This is a genomic window from Nocardia sp. IFM 10818 (assembly GCF_054655275.1).
Window position 1 is genome coordinate 6,714,481 of record NZ_BAAHJH010000001.1, and the last position, 18,752, is coordinate 6,733,232.

The 18,752-nt window shown below is 66.4% G+C and carries 14 protein-coding genes; 7 read left to right on the plus strand and 7 right to left on the minus strand.

What is annotated here, in order from left to right:
• Positions 1–20 precede the first annotated feature (20 nt).
• Positions 21–2,333: an arylsulfatase gene (locus ACYQ5L_RS31145; protein ID WP_459961788.1), complete on the plus strand. Its 2,313-nt coding sequence runs from the start codon at positions 21–23 to the stop codon at positions 2,331–2,333.
• A gap of 32 nt (positions 2,334–2,365) precedes the next feature.
• On the opposite strand, the gene ACYQ5L_RS31150 is transcribed toward ACYQ5L_RS31145, so the two are convergent.
• Positions 2,366–2,803, minus strand: coding sequence for a YdeI/OmpD-associated family protein (locus ACYQ5L_RS31150; protein ID WP_459961789.1), 438 nt, complete (start codon positions 2,801–2,803; stop codon positions 2,366–2,368).
• Positions 2,804–3,241: 438 nt separating this feature from the next.
• On the opposite strand from ACYQ5L_RS31150, the gene ACYQ5L_RS31155 reads away from it, so the two are divergent.
• From ACYQ5L_RS31155 to ACYQ5L_RS31175, 5 genes are all read left to right on the plus strand, one after another.
• Positions 3,242–6,928: a nitrate reductase subunit alpha gene (locus ACYQ5L_RS31155; RefSeq protein ID WP_459961790.1), complete on the plus strand. Its 3,687-nt coding sequence runs from the start codon at positions 3,242–3,244 to the stop codon at positions 6,926–6,928.
• Positions 6,929–7,000: 72 nt separating this feature from the next.
• On the plus strand, positions 7,001–8,722 hold the full coding sequence (gene narH / locus ACYQ5L_RS31160; protein WP_459963594.1) for a nitrate reductase subunit beta: 1,722 nt from the start codon (positions 7,001–7,003) through the stop codon (positions 8,720–8,722).
• Positions 8,719–9,399, plus strand: coding sequence for a nitrate reductase molybdenum cofactor assembly chaperone (narJ, locus tag ACYQ5L_RS31165; RefSeq protein WP_459961791.1), 681 nt, complete (start codon positions 8,719–8,721; stop codon positions 9,397–9,399). The genes narH and narJ overlap by 4 nt, the downstream gene beginning before the upstream one ends.
• Positions 9,396–10,130, plus strand: coding sequence for a respiratory nitrate reductase subunit gamma (narI, locus tag ACYQ5L_RS31170; RefSeq protein ID WP_459961792.1), 735 nt, complete (start codon positions 9,396–9,398; stop codon positions 10,128–10,130). Before narJ ends, narI begins: the two co-directional genes overlap by 4 nt.
• 27 nt (positions 10,131–10,157) lie before the next feature.
• Positions 10,158–10,763: a maleylpyruvate isomerase N-terminal domain-containing protein gene (locus ACYQ5L_RS31175; protein WP_459961793.1), complete on the plus strand. Its 606-nt coding sequence runs from the start codon at positions 10,158–10,160 to the stop codon at positions 10,761–10,763.
• Here the strand turns inward: ACYQ5L_RS31175 and ACYQ5L_RS31180 are convergent.
• The gene (locus ACYQ5L_RS31180; RefSeq protein WP_459961794.1) at positions 10,760–11,017 is read right to left on the minus strand and encodes a three-helix bundle dimerization domain-containing protein; all 258 of its coding nucleotides are present in this window, start codon (positions 11,015–11,017) and stop codon (positions 10,760–10,762) included. The genes ACYQ5L_RS31175 and ACYQ5L_RS31180 overlap by 4 nt on opposite strands.
• 184 nt (positions 11,018–11,201) lie before the next feature.
• On the opposite strand from ACYQ5L_RS31180, the gene ACYQ5L_RS31185 reads away from it, so the two are divergent.
• Positions 11,202–11,861: a Uma2 family endonuclease gene (locus ACYQ5L_RS31185; RefSeq protein ID WP_459961795.1), complete on the plus strand. Its 660-nt coding sequence runs from the start codon at positions 11,202–11,204 to the stop codon at positions 11,859–11,861.
• 70 nt (positions 11,862–11,931) lie between these two features.
• Here ACYQ5L_RS31185 and ACYQ5L_RS31190 read toward each other — a convergent pair whose 3' ends face one another.
• Genes ACYQ5L_RS31190 through ACYQ5L_RS31210 form a run of 5 tightly spaced genes read right to left on the minus strand, consistent with a single transcriptional unit; the run spans position 11,932 to position 18,703 of the window.
• On the minus strand, positions 11,932–12,711 hold the full coding sequence (locus tag ACYQ5L_RS31190; protein WP_459961796.1) for an SDR family NAD(P)-dependent oxidoreductase: 780 nt from the start codon (positions 12,709–12,711) through the stop codon (positions 11,932–11,934).
• Between the two features lie 21 nt (positions 12,712–12,732).
• A complete protein-coding gene (locus tag ACYQ5L_RS31195) occupies positions 12,733–14,478 on the minus strand; it encodes an N-acyl-D-amino-acid deacylase family protein (protein WP_459961797.1) in 1,746 nt (581 codons plus the stop codon).
• Between the two features lie 6 nt (positions 14,479–14,484).
• A complete protein-coding gene (gene casG, locus ACYQ5L_RS31200) occupies positions 14,485–16,143 on the minus strand; it encodes a steroid-24-oyl-CoA synthetase (RefSeq protein ID WP_459961798.1) in 1,659 nt (552 codons plus the stop codon).
• A gap of 17 nt (positions 16,144–16,160) precedes the next feature.
• Positions 16,161–17,318 (minus strand): serine hydrolase domain-containing protein, encoded by a 1,158-nt coding sequence (locus ACYQ5L_RS31205; protein ID WP_459961799.1) that lies wholly within the window; start codon positions 17,316–17,318, stop codon positions 16,161–16,163.
• 11 nt (positions 17,319–17,329) lie between these two features.
• Positions 17,330–18,703 (minus strand): flavin-containing monooxygenase, encoded by a 1,374-nt coding sequence (locus ACYQ5L_RS31210; protein WP_459961800.1) that lies wholly within the window; start codon positions 18,701–18,703, stop codon positions 17,330–17,332.
• Between the last annotated feature and the right edge of the window lie 49 nt (positions 18,704–18,752).

Here is an 18,752-nt window from a genome sequence, read left to right on the forward strand (position 1 = left end):
TCCGGCACTTTGCTGGGACGATGCCTGTTCCTCCCCATGCTCGTGGATACGAGAACTTCACCGGCGCCATCGGACGCACCACCGCGGATTCGACGCCGGAATGGAGCTACCCGCCGACCGCCCCGGACGGCGCGCCCAACATCATCGTGATGCTGGTCGACGACATGGGATTCAGTGATGTGGGGCCGTTCGGCTCCGAGATCGAGACGCCTACGCTGGATCGGCTGGCCGCGAACGGGTTGCGGCTCACCAATTTCCACACCACGCCGCTGTGCTCACCGTCGCGGGCGGCGCTGCTGACCGGTATCAATTCACACCGGGCGGGATTCGGATTCGTCGCCAATGCCGATCCGGGCTACCCGGGCCTGCGGCTGGAGCTCGCCGACGATGTGCTGACGCTGCCGGAAATACTGCGCGCCAATGGATATGCGACCTATGCCGTCGGAAAGTGGCACCTGGTGCGCGATGCCACGCTGCACCCGGCCGCCAACCGCGATTCCTGGCCCACCCGGCGCGGATTCGACCGCTACTACGGGTCCCTGGAGGGACTCAACTCCTTCTATCACCCGAATCAGCTGGTCTCCGACAATTCGCCGGTGAACACCGAGGAGTACCCGGAGGGCTACTACCTCACCGACGATTACACCGACCGCGCCATCGGCTATATCAAGGACCTGCGCGCCCACGACGCGTCCAAGCCGTTCTTCCTCTACTTCGCCCACACCGCCATGCACGGGCCCTTGCAGGCCAAGCCCGAGGACCGGGACAAATACCGGGGCAGGTACCGGGAAGGCTGGGATCGACTGCGGCAGAGCCGGTTCGCCTCGCAGCTCGCACAGGGCCTGTTTCCCGCGGGCACACAGCAGAAGCCGCGCAATACCGAACCGGGTTACGAAGCGCAGGAATGGGATTCGCTCACCCCCGAGCAGCAGTCCCGCTTCGAGCGCTACATGGAGGTCTACGCGGGCATGGTCGACAGCATCGACCAGAGCCTGGGCCGCATTGTCGACACGCTCGAGCAGTTCGGCGAACTCGACAACACCATCATTGTCTTCACCTCCGACAACGGCGGCACCGCCGAGGGCGGCCCCGAGGGCACCCGCACCTACTTCGCGCAATTCGCCCAGGTCGACGAACCGGACTGGGAGCGCGACGTCCCGCACGACGACGAGCTCATCGGCACCGCGAAGCTCGGCGTGCACTATCCCCGCGGCTGGGGCCAGGCCTCGAATACGCCCTTCCGCTTCTACAAGGGCCAGACCTTCGCGGGCGGCGTCCGCGTGCCCTTCATCCTGTCCTGGCCGAAGGGCCTGCCCCGCACCGGCTCCGACACCGGCATCCGCCAGGAGTACACCTACGTCACCGATCTCGCGCCCACCCTGCTCGAGCTCGCCGGAGTGCGGCGGCCCAGCGTCCGCAACGGCGTGCCCGCCAAGGATTTCGACGGCGTCTCCGCGGTGGAGGTGCTCCGCGATCCGGCGGCCGTCTCCCGCCACACCGAGCAGTATTCGGAGATGACCGGCCATCGCGGCTTCTACCGCGACGGCTGGAAACTCCTGGCCCTGCACGAGCCCGGCCGCGATATCGACGATCCGCGCTGGCAGCTCTTCGACGTCCGCACCGACCCCACCGAATTGCACGATCTGTCCGGGCAATTCCCGGACAAGGTCGCCGAGCTGGCCGCCGCCTGGGACGACGCCGCCTGGCGCAATACGGTTTTCCCGCTCATCACGCGCCAGGACCTGGCCCGGCGGCGACCCGAGGAGGCGCGGTTCACCGAACGGGTCCGCATCCTGCCCGGCACCCCCGTCCTGGAGCGCTACCGCTCCCAGCGCCTGATCGCCTACCGCGACTTCACCATTGCCGTGGAACTCGGCGCGTACCGCCGCGGCGATGAAGGCGTCCTGGTCGCCCACGGCGATACCCTCGCCGGTTACCTGCTCTACATCGAGAACGACCATCTCCTCTTCGGCTACAACGCCTACGGCCGCTACACCGCCGTCGACGCCGGGCTGATCCCGCCCGGCGCCCGTCACCTCACCCTCTCCGCGACCGTCCGGCCGAAGCTGCGCTGGGACTTCACCCTCGGCGTCGACGGCGTACCCGCCGCCGACCTCCCCGACCAAGTTCAGCTCGTGGGCATGGCCCCCTGGACCGGCATCTCGGTCGGCCTCGACGCCCGCGGACCGGTCTCCTGGGACCTGCGCGAGCGCCGAGGCGTCTTCCGCTACACCGGACCGCTGCGCTCCGTCACCTATTCACCCGGAGCCGTCGGCGTCCCGGAAGAGGTTCAGCGAGTATTGGATTCGGAGGCGGAGCTGGTCGCGGAGTAGGACCGCTCCGGCCGCGGACCGGCGGGAGATGGTCAGCCGGCGAGCGTCTCGAGCAGTTTCACGATGCGACGGGCCCGGGTCTCGGGGCGTTTGGCCTCGGTGATGGCATCGATCCGTTCGCGGCGGCGCGAGTAGCTCAGCTCGTCGAAGGCCGCGCGCAGGCCGGCCTGCGCGAGCGCGGTCGCGACATCCTCGGGGACGTCCACGGTGCGCTCGGCGGTGTCGCGTTCGACGGTGACGGCGACCGCGTCGCCGGGCTCCTTGCCGAGTTCGGTGCGGATGGCCTTCAACAGGCCCAGGCACGGACCCTCGCCCATATTGACGATGGAACCGGTGTAGGCGATGCCGTCGAAGGTGGCGCGGACGGGAATGCGACCGCCCCCGCCGAGGGCCGCCACCACCTCGGGCGGAATGGGGATATACGCGCCGCCACCGTCGGCCGCCTGGATTCTGCCCTCGAATCGCTGCATGCCAGCACCATATTCGGCGCGGGCGACAGGATGCGGGATATAGGTCCGCGATCGGACAGCTAATGCCGCCGGAGTGCGGTAAGAAGGTGTTTGCGGCGGGCATCACAAGTTTGCCGGGATGGCGGATAAGCGCGGACCGGCAACCGTCCGAAACGTGTTAACAAATGTAAAGCGCGGGAGAACCAGCCGTTTCCAAAGCTTCACCGGAACCCGGTCGAAACCTCTTCCGGAGGGCCTGTTTCACGTGTTCGGACACGTAATCGCAGGTCGGCCCGCAAGGTCGGGCACAGTGCCGCAATCCCGCAGTGACCGGCACGTTGCGGCGATCTCACAACTCACAGCCGCGACAAGCGCACTGTGAGAGAATCGTTTTGACGCCCGCAACGACGTCCTTACAGTCGACGAAGCAGCCCATTTTCCGCACTCGATTGGGGCGTCATGGCTAACTCGCAGACCGGGTCTTCGTCCGCAGCGGCACTGCTCCGACTGGGCAAATATTTCCACCGCGGTGAGGTGTCGGCCGATCTGCGCACCCTGCACAAGGTGGGCGGGCGCGGCGCGGACGAGTTCTACCGCGACCGCTGGGCGCACGACAAGGTGGTGCGGTCCACGCACGGAGTCAACTGCACCGGCTCGTGCTCGTGGAAGATCTACGTCTCCGACGGTGTGATCACCTGGGAATCGCAGCAGACCGACTATCCGTCGGTGGGCGCGGACAAGCCCGAGTACGAACCGCGCGGGTGCCCGCGCGGCGCCTCGTTCTCCTGGTACACCTATTCACCCGCGCGGATCCGGTATCCGTATGTGCGCGGCGCGCTGCTGGAGCTGTACCGCGAGGCCAAGACCCGGCTCAAGGATCCGGTGCTGGCGTGGGAATCCATTGTCGAGGACGCGGACAAGGCGAAGGCCTACAAATCCGCACGCGGTAAGGGCGGATTCGTGCGCGCCGAATGGTGGGAGGCCGCCGAGATCGCGGCCGCCGCGCACGTCTACACCATCAAGCAGTACGGACCCGATCGCGTGGCCGGGTTCTCCCCCATTCCGGCCATGTCGATGGTCAGCCATGCCGTCGGCGCCCGCTTCATCTCGCTCATCGGCGGCTCCATGCTGTCGTTCTACGACTGGTACGCCGATCTGCCGGTCGCCTCCCCGCAGGTCTTCGGCGATCAGACCGACGTACCGGAATCCGCCGACTGGTTCGACGCCGGATACCTCATCATGTGGGGCTCCAATGTCCCGGTCACCCGAACCCCGGACGCGCACTACATGACCGAGGCCCGCTACCGCGGCCAGAAGGTCGTGGTGGTCTCCCCCGACTACGCCGACAACACCAAGTTCGCCGACGAATGGGTGCCCGCCCGACCCGGCACCGATGCCGCGCTCGCCATGGCCATGGGCCACGTGGTGCTCAAGGAGTTCTTCGTCGACCGCAGCACCGAGTACTTCGACGACTACATCAAGAAGTACACCGATCTGCCGTACCTCATCACCCTCGAGGAGAAGGACGGCGTCTGCGTGCCCGGCAAGTTCCTCACCGCGGCCGATCTCGGCCACAGCGGCGAGGGCGTCGAATTCCAGACCGTGCTGCTGGACCGGTTCGGCACGCCCAATGTGCCCAATGGCTCACTGGGCCACCGCTTCACCGAAGCCGGCAAGGGCCGGTGGAACCTCGATCTCGGGGGCGTCGACCCCCTGTTGACCCTGCACGGCCGCACCGATGACGCTGCGGCCGTGCAGCTTCCCCGTTTCGACGGCGACAGCGCCGATGTGCTGACCCGCGGCGTGCCGACCACGGTGGTCGCGGGCAAGCGGGTGACCACGGTGTTCGATCTGCTGCTCGCGCAATACGGGGTGGCGCGGCCCGGGCTGCCGGGCAGCTGGCCGACCGGCTACGACGATGCGAGCGAGCCGTACACGCCCGCCTGGCAGGAGACCATTACCGGCGTGCCGGCCAAGCAGGCCGAACGCATCGCCCGCGAATTCGCCGCCAATGCCGAGCAATCCCAGGGCCGGTCCATGATTCTCATGGGCGCGGGCACCAACCACTGGTTCCACTCCGATCAGATCTACCGGTCGTTCTTCACCCTCACGCTGCTCACCGGCTGCCAGGGCGTGAACGGCGGCGGCTGGGCGCATTACGTCGGGCAGGAGAAGTGCCGTCCGGTAACCGGCTGGGCCACATTGGCTTTCGGACTGGACTGGCAACGACCGCCGCGGCAGATGCAGGGCACCGTGTTCTGGTACCTCACCAATGACCAGTGGCGCTACGACCCGTTCACCTCCGAGGCGTTCGCCTCCCCGCTCGGCGCGGGCGCCTTCGCGGGCCGGACCGCGGCGGACAATATCGCGCTGGCCTCGCGGCTGGGGTGGATGCCGTCCTACCCGACGCTCAACCGCAATCCCCTCGACCTGGCCGATGAGGCCGAGCAGGCGGGCAAGTCCGCGGCCGATTACGTCGTGGCCGGACTGAAGTCCGGCGACCTGCGCTTCGCCTGCGAGGATCCGGACGCGCCGGAGAACTTCCCGCGGGTCCTCACGGTGTGGCGGGCCAATCTGCTCGGCTCCTCCGGCAAGGGCAACGAGTACTTCCACAAGCACCTGCTGGGCGCGGACTCCAATCTGCAGACCACCGAGGCCACCGGCGTGCGGCCGCAGGAACTGGAATGGCGTGACCAGGCCGCCACCGGCAAGCTGGATCTGCTGCTGTCCCTGGACTTCCGGATGACCAGCACCACGCTGTTCTCCGATATCGTGCTGCCCGCCGCCACCTGGTACGAGAAGCACGATCTGTCCTCCACCGATATGCACCCGTTCGTGCACGCCTTCACCCCGGCCATCTCCCCGCCGTGGGAGGCGCGCACCGACTTCGAGGCCTTCCACCGCATCGCGCGCGGCTTCTCCTGGATGGCGGAGAAGCATCTGGGCAAGCGCAAGGACATCGTGGCGGTGCCGCTGCAGCACGATACGGCCGACGCGCTCGCCCAGGCGGGCGGGCGGGTGCTGGACTGGAAGAAGGGCGAATGCGAGCCCATTCCGGGTAAGACCATGCCGAAACTCATTGTGGTCGAGCGGGATTACCCGAGCGTCGGCGAGAAGATGGCGGCGCTCGGACCGCTCGTCGACACGCTCGGCCTCACCACCAAGGGCGTCACCACGCTGCCCGATGCCGAGGTCGAGTACCTGAAGGGCATGAACGGCACCGTGGTTTCCGGTGTCGCACAGGGTCGTCCGTCGCTGGCCAAGGATGTGCACGCGGCGGAGGCCATTCTGGCGCTGTCCGGCACCACCAACGGGCGGCTCGCGGTGGAGGGCTTCCACGCGCTCGAGAAGCGCACCGGAACCCAGCTCGCGGATCTGGCCGCCGAACACGAGGGCAAGCGAATCACCTTCGCCGACACCCAGGCCCGGCCGGTGCCGGTCATCACCTCGCCGGAATGGTCCGGCAGCGAGACCGGCGGGCGGCGGTACTCGCCGTTCACCATCAATACCGAGCGGCTCAAGCCCTGGCACACGCTGACCGGGCGGCAGCACTTCTACCTCGATCACGACTGGATGATCGAACTCGGTGAGCAGCTGCCGATCTACCGGCCGCCGCTGGATATGACCGCGCTGTTCAGTGAGCCGGGCATCGGGTCGGTGAACGAGAACGGCGTGACGGTCCGGTATCTGACGCCGCACTCCAAGTGGTCCATCCACTCCGCCTACCAGGACAACCTGCACATGCTCACGCTCTCGCGCGGCGGGCAGGCCATCTGGATGTCGGAGGTGGACGCCGCCAAGATCGGTGTGGCCGACAACGATTGGATCGAGGCCATCAACCGCAACGGCATCGTGGTGGCGCGGGCCATCGTGTCGCACCGCATGCCCGAGGGCACCGTGTTCATGTACCACGCGCAGGACCGCGCCGTGAACGTGCCGCGCATCGAAGGCGCCGCGGACACCACGGCGGGCAAGGGCAAACGCGGCGGCATCCACAATGCGCTGACCCGCATCATGATCAAGCCCTCGCACCTGATCGGCGGCTACGCCCAGCAGGCCTTCGCCCTGAACTACCACGGGCCCACCGGAAATCAGCGCGACGAGGTAACCACCATTCGCAAGCGCAATCAAGAAGTGGAGTACTAACCATGGGCGCGACGAAGTCACACTGCGCCGTTGGCAAGCGCTCGCAGGAAGTGGAGTACTGACATGAGAGTCATGGCGCAACTGGCCATGGTCATGAACCTCGACAAGTGCATCGGCTGTCACACCTGCAGCGTCACCTGCAAGCAGGCGTGGACCAATCGCGCCGGCACCGAGTACGTCTGGTTCAACAATGTGGAAACCCGTCCGGGACAGGGCTATCCGCGCCGCTACGAGGACCAGGAGAAGTGGAAGGGCGGCTGGACCCTCGACAAGAAGGGGCGGCTCACCCTGAAGTCCGGGTCGCGTATGAAGCGACTGCTCAATATCTTCGCCAACCCGGATCTGCCCACCGTGTCGGACTATTACGACCCGTGGAGCTACGACTACGACAATCTGCTGTCCGCCCCGCAGATGGACACCACGCCGGTGGCCAAGCCCAAGTCGCTCATCACCGGTGAGGACACCAAGGTCACCTGGGGCGCCAACTGGGACGACTCGCTGGGATCCGGGCCGGAGCAGGTCGGCAAGGATCCGCTGCTGGCCAAGCTGTCGGACAAGGTCAAACTCGAATTCGAGGAGACCTTCATGTTCTACCTGCCGCGCATCTGCGAGCACTGCCTCAACCCGTCGTGCGCGGCGTCGTGCCCGTCCGGGGCGATCTACAAGCGGTCCGAGGACGGCATCGTGCTCGTCGACCAGGACAAGTGCCGCGGCTGGCGGCAGTGTGTGACCGGCTGTCCGTACAAGAAGATCTACTTCAACCACAAGACGGGCAAGGCGGAGAAATGCACCTTCTGCTACCCGCGCGTGGAGGTCGGCATTCCGACGGTGTGCTCGGAGACCTGCGTCGGGCGGCTGCGCTATATCGGCGTCATGCTCTACGACGCGGACGCGGTGCTGGAGGCGGCGTCGGTCGAGGACGACAAGGACCTGTATCCGGCGCAGCTGGGTGTGTTCCTCAATCCGCACGACCCGCGGGTGATCGCCGAGGCCGAGCGGGCCGGGATCTCGCCGGAATGGATTCAGGCGGCGCAGGATTCGCCGGTCTACAAGCTCATCGTGGACTATCAGATCGCACTGCCGCTGCATCCGGAGTACCGGACCATGCCGATGGTCTGGTACGTGCCGCCGCTGTCGCCGGTGGTGGACGTGCTCACCGAGACCGGGCACGACGGCGAGAATGTGAACAACCTGTTCGGGGCCATCGACGCGCTGCGAATTCCCTTGGAGTACCTGGCCGAACTGTTCACCGCGGGTGAGCTCGGGCCGGTGCGGGCGTCGTTGCAGCGGCTGGCGGGCATGCGGTCGTTCATGCGGTCGATCAATCTCGGGCAGGAACCGGATATGTCGATTCCGGAGTCGGTGCGGCTGGAGCCGGAGGAGATCGAGGCCATGTACCGGCTGCTGGCCATCGCCAAGTACGAACATCGATACGTGATTCCCTCCGGGGCGACATCGCGGGCGCACGAACTGGATTCGCTGGCCACCGGATGCAGTCTGGACACCGACGGCGGACCGGGCATGACGGCCTTCGACTACATGGCGGACAAGTTCCATTTGACCGATACCAATGGCGCTGCGCCGGAGGAGAAGTCGAATCGGGTCAACCTGCTGAACTGGGACGGCAAGAGCACCAAGGGATTGCTGCCCACCAATGGCAATGGCTCGGGCGGCGGAACGGCCAATGGCAATGGCGCCAATGCCCATCATGGCAATGGGGCCAACGGGCACACCGGATCCGGCGATGGCGCGGCCGCCGATATCGCGCCCGAGCCCACCGGAGCGACGCGATGAGCCTGCTGAAACTGCGGCGGCGGCCCGAACCCGTTGTCGCGCTGGACGACCGCGACCGGCGGCTGGTGTGGCGCATCTCCGCGCTGCTGCTCGACTATCCCGGCGAGCAGACCCTGGCCATGCTCGACGAATTGAGCAGCGCGGTCGCCGAACTGCCCGAACCGGTGCGCGGCTACCTCGAGGGCTGCCTCGCCCACCTGCGCGCCACCGGCCCCATCGCGCTCGCCCAGCAGTACGTCGAGACGTTCGACATGCGCCGCCGGGCCAGCCTGCACCTGACCTTCTACGCCTACGGCGACACCCGCAAACGCGGTATGGCGCTGCTGCGTTTCAAGCACGCCTACCGGCACGCCGGCGTCGAGCTCGACGACAGCGAACTGCCCGATCACCTGGCGGTGCTGCTGGAATTCGCCGCCACCGTCGATCCCATCGGCGGGGAACGGCTGCTCGGCGAGCATGTGCCGGTGCTGGAACTGCTGCGACTCTCGTTGTCCGACAGCGGTTCCCCCTATTCCGGTGTGCTCGCCGCGGTCACCTCCACGCTCCCGCCGGTCACCACCGCCGACCGCCGCCGCATTGCCGAACTCGCCGCCCAGGGTCCGCCCGAGGAAGAGGTCGGCCTGGAGCCCTTCGCCATGGACCCCCTGACCTTCGCCGCATCGGAAGGCCGCAGATGACCACCACCCTCTGGATGACGCTGCCCTACGTGGCCTTCACCTCGTTCGTGCTCGGCCACCTGTGGCGCTACCGCAATGACCAGTTCGGCTGGACCACCCGGTCCTCGCAGGTCTACGAATCCCGGCTGCTGCGCCTGGGCAGCCCGCTGTTCCACTTCGGCATGCTCGGCGTCATCGGCGGGCACGTCCTCGGCGTGCTCGTCCCGGCCTCGTGGACCGCGGCGATCGGCATCTCCGAGCACACGTACCACCTGCTCTCGGTGTCGGCCGGAACGGTCGCGGGCGTCGCGGTCATCGTCGGCATCGCCATCCTGATGTATCGCCGCGTCACGGTGCCCGCCGTCCGCAAGGCCACCACCGCCAACGACAAGTTCATGTACGTGCTGCTGGCCGGTGCGCTGATCACCGGCCTGCTCAATACGGTCGGCAGCAATCTGCTGTGGGGCACCTACAACTACCGCGAAACCGTATCCCCTTGGTTCCGCAGCCTTTTCACCCTCCATCCCGAGCCCGAGCTCATGGTCGGCACTCCTTGGACCTTCCAGGCCCACGGCCTCATCGTGCTGGCGTTGATCGGCGTGTGGCCCTACACTCGCCTGGTCCACATGTTCAGCGCCCCCATCGGCTATTTCGTCCGCCCCTACGTCGTGTACCGCAGCAAGGAAACCAACGCCGCCGACAAGCGCCGCTTCGCCCGCGCCTGGGACGCCCCCGTGGTCCCGCCCCGGTAGTCCGGTTCGCGGCGGTAGCCTCGAAACATGGCCGACCGCACACTGCTTCGCGAGTTGTTCGAGTCCTGGGTCGAGCGCGGGGAGAACCTCGCCAAGGAACAATGGTCCGCCCCGACCCGCCTGGGCGACTGGACCGTCACCGACCTCTACGCCCATATGGCCGCCGACCGCACCGCCTTCCGCAAACTGCTCGCCACCCGCGGCGACAAACCCCCGGTAGCCACCACCGGCGCGGAGGTCCTCCGCGCCCTCAACATCCCCGGCGGCCCCGCCGAAACCTTCGCCCCCGCGGTGGCCGAACGCGCCCGCGCGGAAGCCGCCGCCCACACCCCCGCCGACCTCCTCGACAATATGCGCGCCATGCTCGCCGACGGCTTCGAATACATCGACATCGCCGACGGCACCATCGATTACGTCATCGGCCCGGTAGCCATCACCGCCGTCCTCGAGGTAGCGGTAGTCGAAGCCACCGTCCATCTCCTGGACCTCATCGCCGCGGTAGGCGGCGACCCGGCCCCGCCCGCCGCCGTAGCCCGAGCCTGCGAAATCGTCCTGGCGGTCCCCGATCCCCTGCCCCTCCTGGAGGCAGCCACGGGCCGTAGCACCACCTCGCCGTTCCCGGTCCTGCGCTAGCCGCGGGCCTCGGCCAGCTCCTTCAGGTGATCCCGAGCCGACCGCTCCGCCAGTAACGGCAAGAAGGTCTCCACCTTGGCATCCTTGGAGAAGTGGTCATAAGCCGACGTCACCAGCCGCTCGATCGTGGCCCGATCGGTCAGATCGGCGAATTCCTTCTCGAGACGAGCGGCGGCCGCATCCAGGGCCAATTTCTGATCGAGCGGAAGCTCCCCACGAACGTGCTGGGCATGCCCCACAGGCGATTCGGTCATCGCGAACTCCGATGAACTCGACGGTTCGTATGGTTGTGGCGCGCGGACGCACCTACCCATCCAAGTAACCGCGGAGGTCTTGCGGGAACACGAACAGTAAGTGAACTTCGCCCCGGCATATGCCGGTCGGTCGCTTCCAGCGAACCTTCGGCGACTGGGTGGCGGGCGCGTTTACGATGGCCTCATGTCCGTGTGGCAACCCGAACATCCCGAGCTCCCCGAAAACATGACCTGGGAGGAACTCGAGAGATTGCCCGAGGAGATCGCCGAGCAGATCGAACTTTGGAACGGCCGTCCAGTATGGGTGCGCCGTGGTCCCGCCGAGCACCAGGACTATTCAGTAGAGTTGCGCAACGCATTGCGTCGCTGCGCCCGCCAGTCGATGTCGGAGCTGCCCCAGCAGTGTTGGCGAGTCACAACCGAGACCAACGTATTCTTCGGCACAAGCGGCAAATCCGACTTCGTGACCCCGGATTTCATGATCTATCGCTGTCTGCCCGAGCCCTATCAAGACGTCCGCAGTGATGATGTGCTGCTTGTGGGCGAAGTGCTTTCACCCAGCAACCGGGACAGCGATATCGAGGCGAAGAAGGTCAAGTACGCCGGAGGGGGCATTCAGTGGTACTGGGAAGTCGCCCTCTCTCGCGAGCCGAATTCGATCCACGGTATCGACACGGTCCGCGCCTACGGCCTCATGTCCGGGTTCAGCGGGATAGAGGGTGTACGCCCCCTCCATCCCACCAACTACGTCCTCATCGACGAGTGGTCACCGAAGAACACCCCTGGCATCCAGATCGAATTTCCCTTCCTCATCGATATTCCCTGGCAAGAGCTCGCGCCCTGAGCGTTCGAGCTCCGCGAGATCCCGGAGGACAGTCTGCCGGGCTGATCGTTGCGGGCCGGTCGATGAGGGCTCAACCTGCGAGTTCGGCCAGGTTGGGGAAGTTGGAGAGTTCCCAGCCGCCGTCGATGACCATGTCTATGCCGGTGATGTAAGAGGCGTCGTCGGAGGCCAGGAACAGACAGGGGGCGGCGATTTGTCCGGGGGTCGCGGCCGCGCCGAGTGGGATGCGTTCCAGGAACATTTGTTTAGCGGGTTCGTAGCCCATGATGGCGGCGACCAGTGGGGTGTCGACGAGGCCGGGGAGGACGGCATTGACTCGGATTCGGTGTTGGGCCAGTTCGAGGGCGGCGTTCTTGGTGAACATGACTACGCCCGCCTTGCCGGTGGCGTACGGGCTGCCGCCGGGCATGGGGATGCGACCGTCCAGGGATGAGATGTTGACGATGGAGCCGCCGCCGGAGTCTCGCATCAGGCGGGATTCGTGTTTGGTGCAGAGGAAGACGCTCTTCTGGACCAGGTCCACGGTGAAGTCCCAGTCCGCTTCGGCCAAATCGGTGATCGCACCTATGCGGGAGCCGCCCGCTACGTTGAAGGCGGCATCGAGACGGCCGAAACGGGTTGCCGCGGTATTGATTCCGGCTTCGACCTGGGCCTCTACAGTTACGTCGGCTATTACGGGGATGAAGGAGTCGCCCAGGTCGGCGGACTTTTTCTCGAGGCCGGGCTCGTCGATGTCGAGTCCGACTACATTGGCGCCCTCGGTGATCAGAGCGGTGGCGATGGCGGAGCCTATGCCGGAGGCGGCGCCGGTGACGACGGCTACCTTGCCGTCGAATCTGGCTGCGGTCATGGGGTCTTCCTTGACTCGAGGCTAGCGGTGGCCGGCGCGGAGGAAGCGGCCGGCGCGTTGCTTGCCGAGGGTGGGTGACTTCTCGCCGCGGCCGAAGACGTAGTCGCCGTTCACGAGGACCGCGGTGACGGTGGCGTCATTGCGGTTGACCATGCGGGAGAGGTTGTCGTAGGCGGGGACCGGGTGTTCGGCGTAGGCGTCGAGGGTGTCGTCGAGGTGGGCCGGGTCGATGATGACGAGGTCGGCGCGGTCGCCTTCGCGGAGGTGACCGGCATCCAGGTCGTACCAGTCGGCCAGTTCGCCGGTGACGCGGTGGATGGCGTGTTCGACCGTCATGAAGGGACGGCCGGACTGCTGGGCGCGGTGGACGCGCTTCAGCAGGCGCAGGCCGAAGTTGTAGAAAGCCATATTGCGCAGGTGCGCGCCCGCGTCCGAGAAACCAAGTTGCACACTGGGATCGGCGGCCAGCCGGTCCAGGACCTCGGAGCGGTGGTTGGATATGGTGGTGCGCCAGCGGACTTTCGTGCCGTGTTCGACCACCAGGTCGAGGAAGGCGTCCACGGGATGCACGCCGCCGCGGTCCACGCCGACCTGGCCGAAGGTCTTGCCGATGACGGATTCGTCGGGGCATTCGGTGATCTCGGCGTCGAAGAAGTCGCGGTGCCAGACGCGCGGGCCCCACCTCTTGTCGTAGTCCTTGCGGAACCAGCGGCGGTAGTTCTCGTCGGAGAGCAGTTCGCGGCGCTCCTCGAGCTGGTTGGACAAGTGCAGAGCGGCTGCGCCGGAACCGAATTCCTCGAAGACGGGCAGGTCGATGCCGTCGGAGTAGACCTCGAACGGCACGGGCAGATGCTGCCAGCGGAAGTCGCCGCCCAGCCCGTTGAGGATCTTGGCGATGAGCGGGAAGATCTTGACGATCCCCGGAATCGCCTTGATGTCGGCGGCCGAGAGCAGGCTCACCTTCAGGTTCGGGCGGAAGATGCCGAGGCTGGAGGCGGCCATGGCGACCAGGCTCTGCGGCCGCGCCACATCGGGCCCGCCTTGCAAGGCGCGTTTGCGGTCGCGCAGGATGCGGTTGAGGCGGCGGCGTTCCCGGGTGGTGGCATAGGTCGAGGGCAGGGTGCGGGACCGGCACACCTCGCCGTCCAGCTTGTCGAAGAGCAGTTGCTGTGAGGACATGCCGATGAATCCGGCGTCGAGTGCTTCGGACAGCTTGTGCTCCATGGCCTTCAGCTCCGCCTCGGTGGGCTTCACGTCCGGTCGGGTGGCGCGTTCCAGGCCCAGTTGCGCGGCGCGGATATCCGAATGGCCGATGAACGCGGCGAGATTCGCGCCCAGCGGCAGGGCCTCCAGGGCGTTCACATAGCTGTGCGCGCTGTTCCAGGTCTTGAGCTCGTCGATCGCGCCCACCACATGCTTGCGCGGAATGGCCTCCACGCGGCCGAACAGATCACCGGCGTCGGACCCGTCCACATGCACGGTGGACAACGAGCAGGAGCCGAGCAGAATCGTGGTCACGCCGTGCCGCAACGACTCCGACAGCGTCGGATCCAGCAGGACCTCCACGTCGTAATGAGTGTGGATATCGATCATGCCGGGCATGACCCACTGCCCGGTGGCATCGATGACCCGGCCGCTGCCGGTCTCGTCGAGCGCTTCGGCGCTGACCGTCGCAACCCGCCCGTCCCGAATGCCGAGATGTCGCACGGCCGACGGCGCGCCGGTGCCGTCGAACCAGCGACCGTTCTTGATAATGGTGTCGTACATGGCTTTTCAGTCCCCTATGGAGAGTTCGCGGCGCAGCACCTTGCCGGTCGCATTGCGCGGCAGGGCATCGGCGGTGATCAGCCAGCGTGCGGGCACCTTGAAATACGCGAGCCGCTGTGCCACGTGATCGCGCAATTCGTCCTCGGTGAGCGCCTCCGGATCGGCGACCACCACAATGGCCGCCACCTCCTGCCCGAGATCCTCATGCGGAACCCCGATCACGGCCGATTCCAGGACGGCGGGATGCTCGTCGAGCGCGTTCTCGATCTCGGTCGGATAGACGTTCTCACCACCGCGCAGAATGAGATCCGAACGGCGACCGGCCATGTAGAGCTTGCCTTCGGACACGTAGCCGAAATCGCCGGTGCGCAGCCGGCGATCCGGGTCGATGCTCGCGGCGGTGGCGGCCGCGTCGTTCCAATAGCCGAGCATGACGTATGGACTGCGAATGCAGATTTCACCCTCCGTGCCGTCGGGCACGACAGTCCCCTCGGGATCACGGACCTCGACGGCGACGCCGATAATGGTGCGGCCCACCGTTTCCGGGTCGGCCGCCAACTCCATCGGGGTGGCGACCGTTGCCGCGGTACCGCTCTCGGTGCAGCCGTAGCTGGTGGTCAGCGCCACCTGGGCGACCGGCAGCCGTTCCCGCAGCCGCTGCTGCAATGCGGGCGAGGACGGTGCGGCATTGAGCGAGAAGGCGGCCAGCGAGCTCAGGTCGTACTGCGTCAGATCGACCGCGAGCAGCCGGCTGGCCATGGTGGGCACGGCGGCCCAGTTGGTGATGCGCTCGGACTCGACCAGCCGCAGCACCTTGTCCGCCTCGAACGCGCCGGTCTGGAACACGACGGTGTCACCGGTGACGAGCCGCGGCACCGCCAGATTGTGCAGGCTCGCGATGTGGAACAGCGGCGACGTGGTGAGGTAGCGGCGGCCCGTGGGCGAGCCGTCCCACGGCAGGCCGCGGAAGCCCGCCGCCAGCGCGTCGGTGAAGCGGTGATAGTCGCTGACCGCCACCATGTTCCGATGCGAGTGCACCACGCCCTTGGGGCGGCCGGTGGTGCCGCTGGTGTAGAGGATGCACGCCGGATCATCCTCGGCCAGTGCGGTTTCCGGGTACTCGCCCGCGTATTCCTCGACCAGCGTCGGCAGGTCGCGCTCCATGGTGAGCACCGGGATCCGCGTCCCCGTCCGCGCGAGCAGCTCGGCCCGCTTGGCGTCGGCGATCACCACCACCGGCTGGGTGTGGTCGAGCCCGTACACGACCTCCTGCGGCGCCCACCACGCGTTGTAGCCCACCGGAATCGCGCCGAGGCGCTGCGCCGCCCAGAAGGTCAGCACCCATTCGGGCGAATTGGCGGCCAGAATGCCGATCCGATCGCCCTTCCCGATCCCGTAGCGCTGCGCCAGCGCCGCCGCCAGCGCGCCCGCCGCCTCGTAGTGCTCGGCGAAGGTCATGCGCTTCTCCGCGGACACCAGATAGTCGCGGTCGCCGAGCTCGCGTGAGGCCTCCAGCAGTTCCAGCAGCGATCGGCGCCGATGGCGGAAGACCGGAATCTTCGCGCCCAGCACCTCTTCCACCGTCATCTCGAACGGCCCGCCCGGACCGGTGAGCTTGCCGGCGATCTGCGCCGCGAGGGCCTGGAGGTCAACAGCTTTCGTCATGATCAGATCCTTGATGATTATTGGTGCTGTCGTACTGCTTTTTCGCCGAAGACCGCCTTCAGATAGGCGTCGCAGCGTTCGGATCCGATCAAGCCCGGAGCCATATTGTTCATGGCGTAGGCGAAGGTGATCCGCCGGTCCAGGTCATTGACGACCATGGACCCGCCGAGCCCGCCCCACCAGCACACCCGGCCGTCCGGGACGTGCGGCGCGGTCTGCGGCTGCGGCAGCCCGTAGCCGAGCCCGAAGCGCAGCGGCACGAAGAGGGCCAGGTCCACGCCATCGGACTGCTGCTCGAAGATCAGGTCGATGGTCTTGTCCGACAAGAACTTCCGGCCGCTGAGCTCGCCGCCATTGCTCACGATCGACTGGACGCGAGCAATGGAGCGAGCGTTCCCGTGGCCATTGATGCCACCCAGTTCGGCCTGCCGCCAGCCGGGCGTATTGCAGAACTCGAAATCCAGCAGCGGCTGGAACAGCGTCTTGTACAGGACGCTGTCCCTGGGGATCACGGACTGGTCGAATTGTGCGAACTCCGGCGGCACCAGTGTCGCGATGCGTTCGAGATCGTCCGCGCTCGTGCCGATGTGGAAGTCCGCACCCAGCGGGCCGGACAGCTCTTCGATGAAGAACTCGCCCAGCGTGCGGCCGGTGATCCGGCGGATGAGCTCGCCGACCAGATGCCCATAATTGAGCGCGTGATAGCCCGAGGCCGTGCCCGGCTCCCACCACGGCGGCTGTGCGGCCAGGCGCGCGGTGGACGCCGCCACATCGTAGATATCGGGTATCTCGATCGGCGCTTCCCAGCCCGACACCCCGGACGTGTGCGAAAGAATATGCCGCACTTCGATATCGGCCTTGCCATTGGCGGCGAACTCCGGCCAGTAGTGCGCGACCTTCTCCCGCACGTCCAGCTCGCCGCGATCGACCAGCAGCAGCGCGCACAGCGCCGTCATGGTCTTGGTGATGGAGAAGGTATTGACCAGGGTGTCCGCGCCCCAGCGCCTGGTCCGCTCGGGATCGGCCCAGCCGCCCCACAGGTCCACCACCGGATCGCCGTCCACCGTCACGCACAGCGAGGCCCCCAACTCGGCCCCGGAAGCCACCTGTTCGGTGAAGGCCGCACGAACATCGGCGAATTCGTCGATACAGAAGCCCGCGACAGTACTGCTCATCTGTTCCGCCCTCACTGTGAGACTTCGGATACCGCCCGCGCCGGCACCGGCAGCGCGTGGCCGTAGGTGGCGGCGCGCTTGGCGCCCCGGGCCATTTCGCGTTGCAGATCCCGGACGTAGGGTTCGAATTCGATCTGGATGGTGTGGCGCGGCGAGTCGTAGTAGCGGCCGGTGCGGGCCTGCTCGGCCTGCGCGATGGTCTCGAGCATCTCCGTCTGCGACGGCAGGCGGTAGTTGCCGGTCAGGTACGCGGCGACCAGCTTGGACTGCTGCTCGGCGAAGTTCACCAGCGTCGGCAGCGGCTGGGCCAGGCCCAGGTAGAAGAGATTGTCGATGCCGGGCTTGACCATCTGCTTGAAGAGCGGCAACCGGTTCTGCGCATCGGGCAGCAGTTCCGAATCGGTGAAGAACGGGAAGCTGATGTGATAGCCGGTGGCGCACAGCACCACATCGACCTCTTCCACGCTCCCGTCGGCGAAGTGCACCTTGTCGCCATCGAGGCGGGTGATGGCGGGCTTGAACGTGATGTCACCGCACCCGGCCCGGTGCAGGAACTCCTCGCTGGCCGAGGGATGCGCCTCGAACGGCAGGTGATCGGGCTTCGGCAGCCCGTAGTCCTCCATATGACCGCGGTTCTTGACCACGAAGCGCTGCTTGAGTTTCAGCCCGAGCTTGGGCGGCATCCACGCCGGCATGGAGCGCTTGTCGCCGACCTGGCCGTTGACGTATTTCGGCAGCACCCACACGCCCCGGCGGGCGGACAGATAGAACTTCGAGGCGATGAACCGCTGCGACAGTTCGGTCGCGATATCCAGGCCCGAATTGCCCATGCCCACCACGACGATTCGCTTGCCGCGCATATCGATCGGATCGAACGGGTCGTTGTAGGCATGCGAATGCATGAGGACGCCGTCGAATTCGCCCGGGTAGTCGGGCATCCGGGGATCCCAGTGGTGGCCGTTGCAGACCAGCAGCACATCGTAGGTCTCGGTGCGACCGGTGTCGGCGGTGACAATCCACAGGCCCTCGGCATCGCGCTTGGCCTCGATCACCTTGGTGTTGAAGATGATCCGGTCGCGAATGCCGAAATGATCGACATAGTCCTGAAAGTACTGGTGCAACTGTGAGTGATGCGGAAAGTCCGGCCACTCGTCGGGAGCCGGGTAGTCCTCGAAAGCCAAACGGAACTTCGACGTGTCGATGTGCAGGCTCTGGTAGCAGGCCGACATCCCATTGGGGTTCTTGAAATACCAGTTGCCGCCCACCTCATCGGAGGCTTCGTAGCAATCGAAGGGAATGCCGTACTCGGCCAGCCGTTTCGCGACGGTGATGCCGGAGGGACCCGCGCCGATGACGCACACCCGGGGCAACTCACGTGTATCCAATTCACTCTCCCTGTTCGGCGCCGGGACTCGATCCCCGCCGGACGTGACC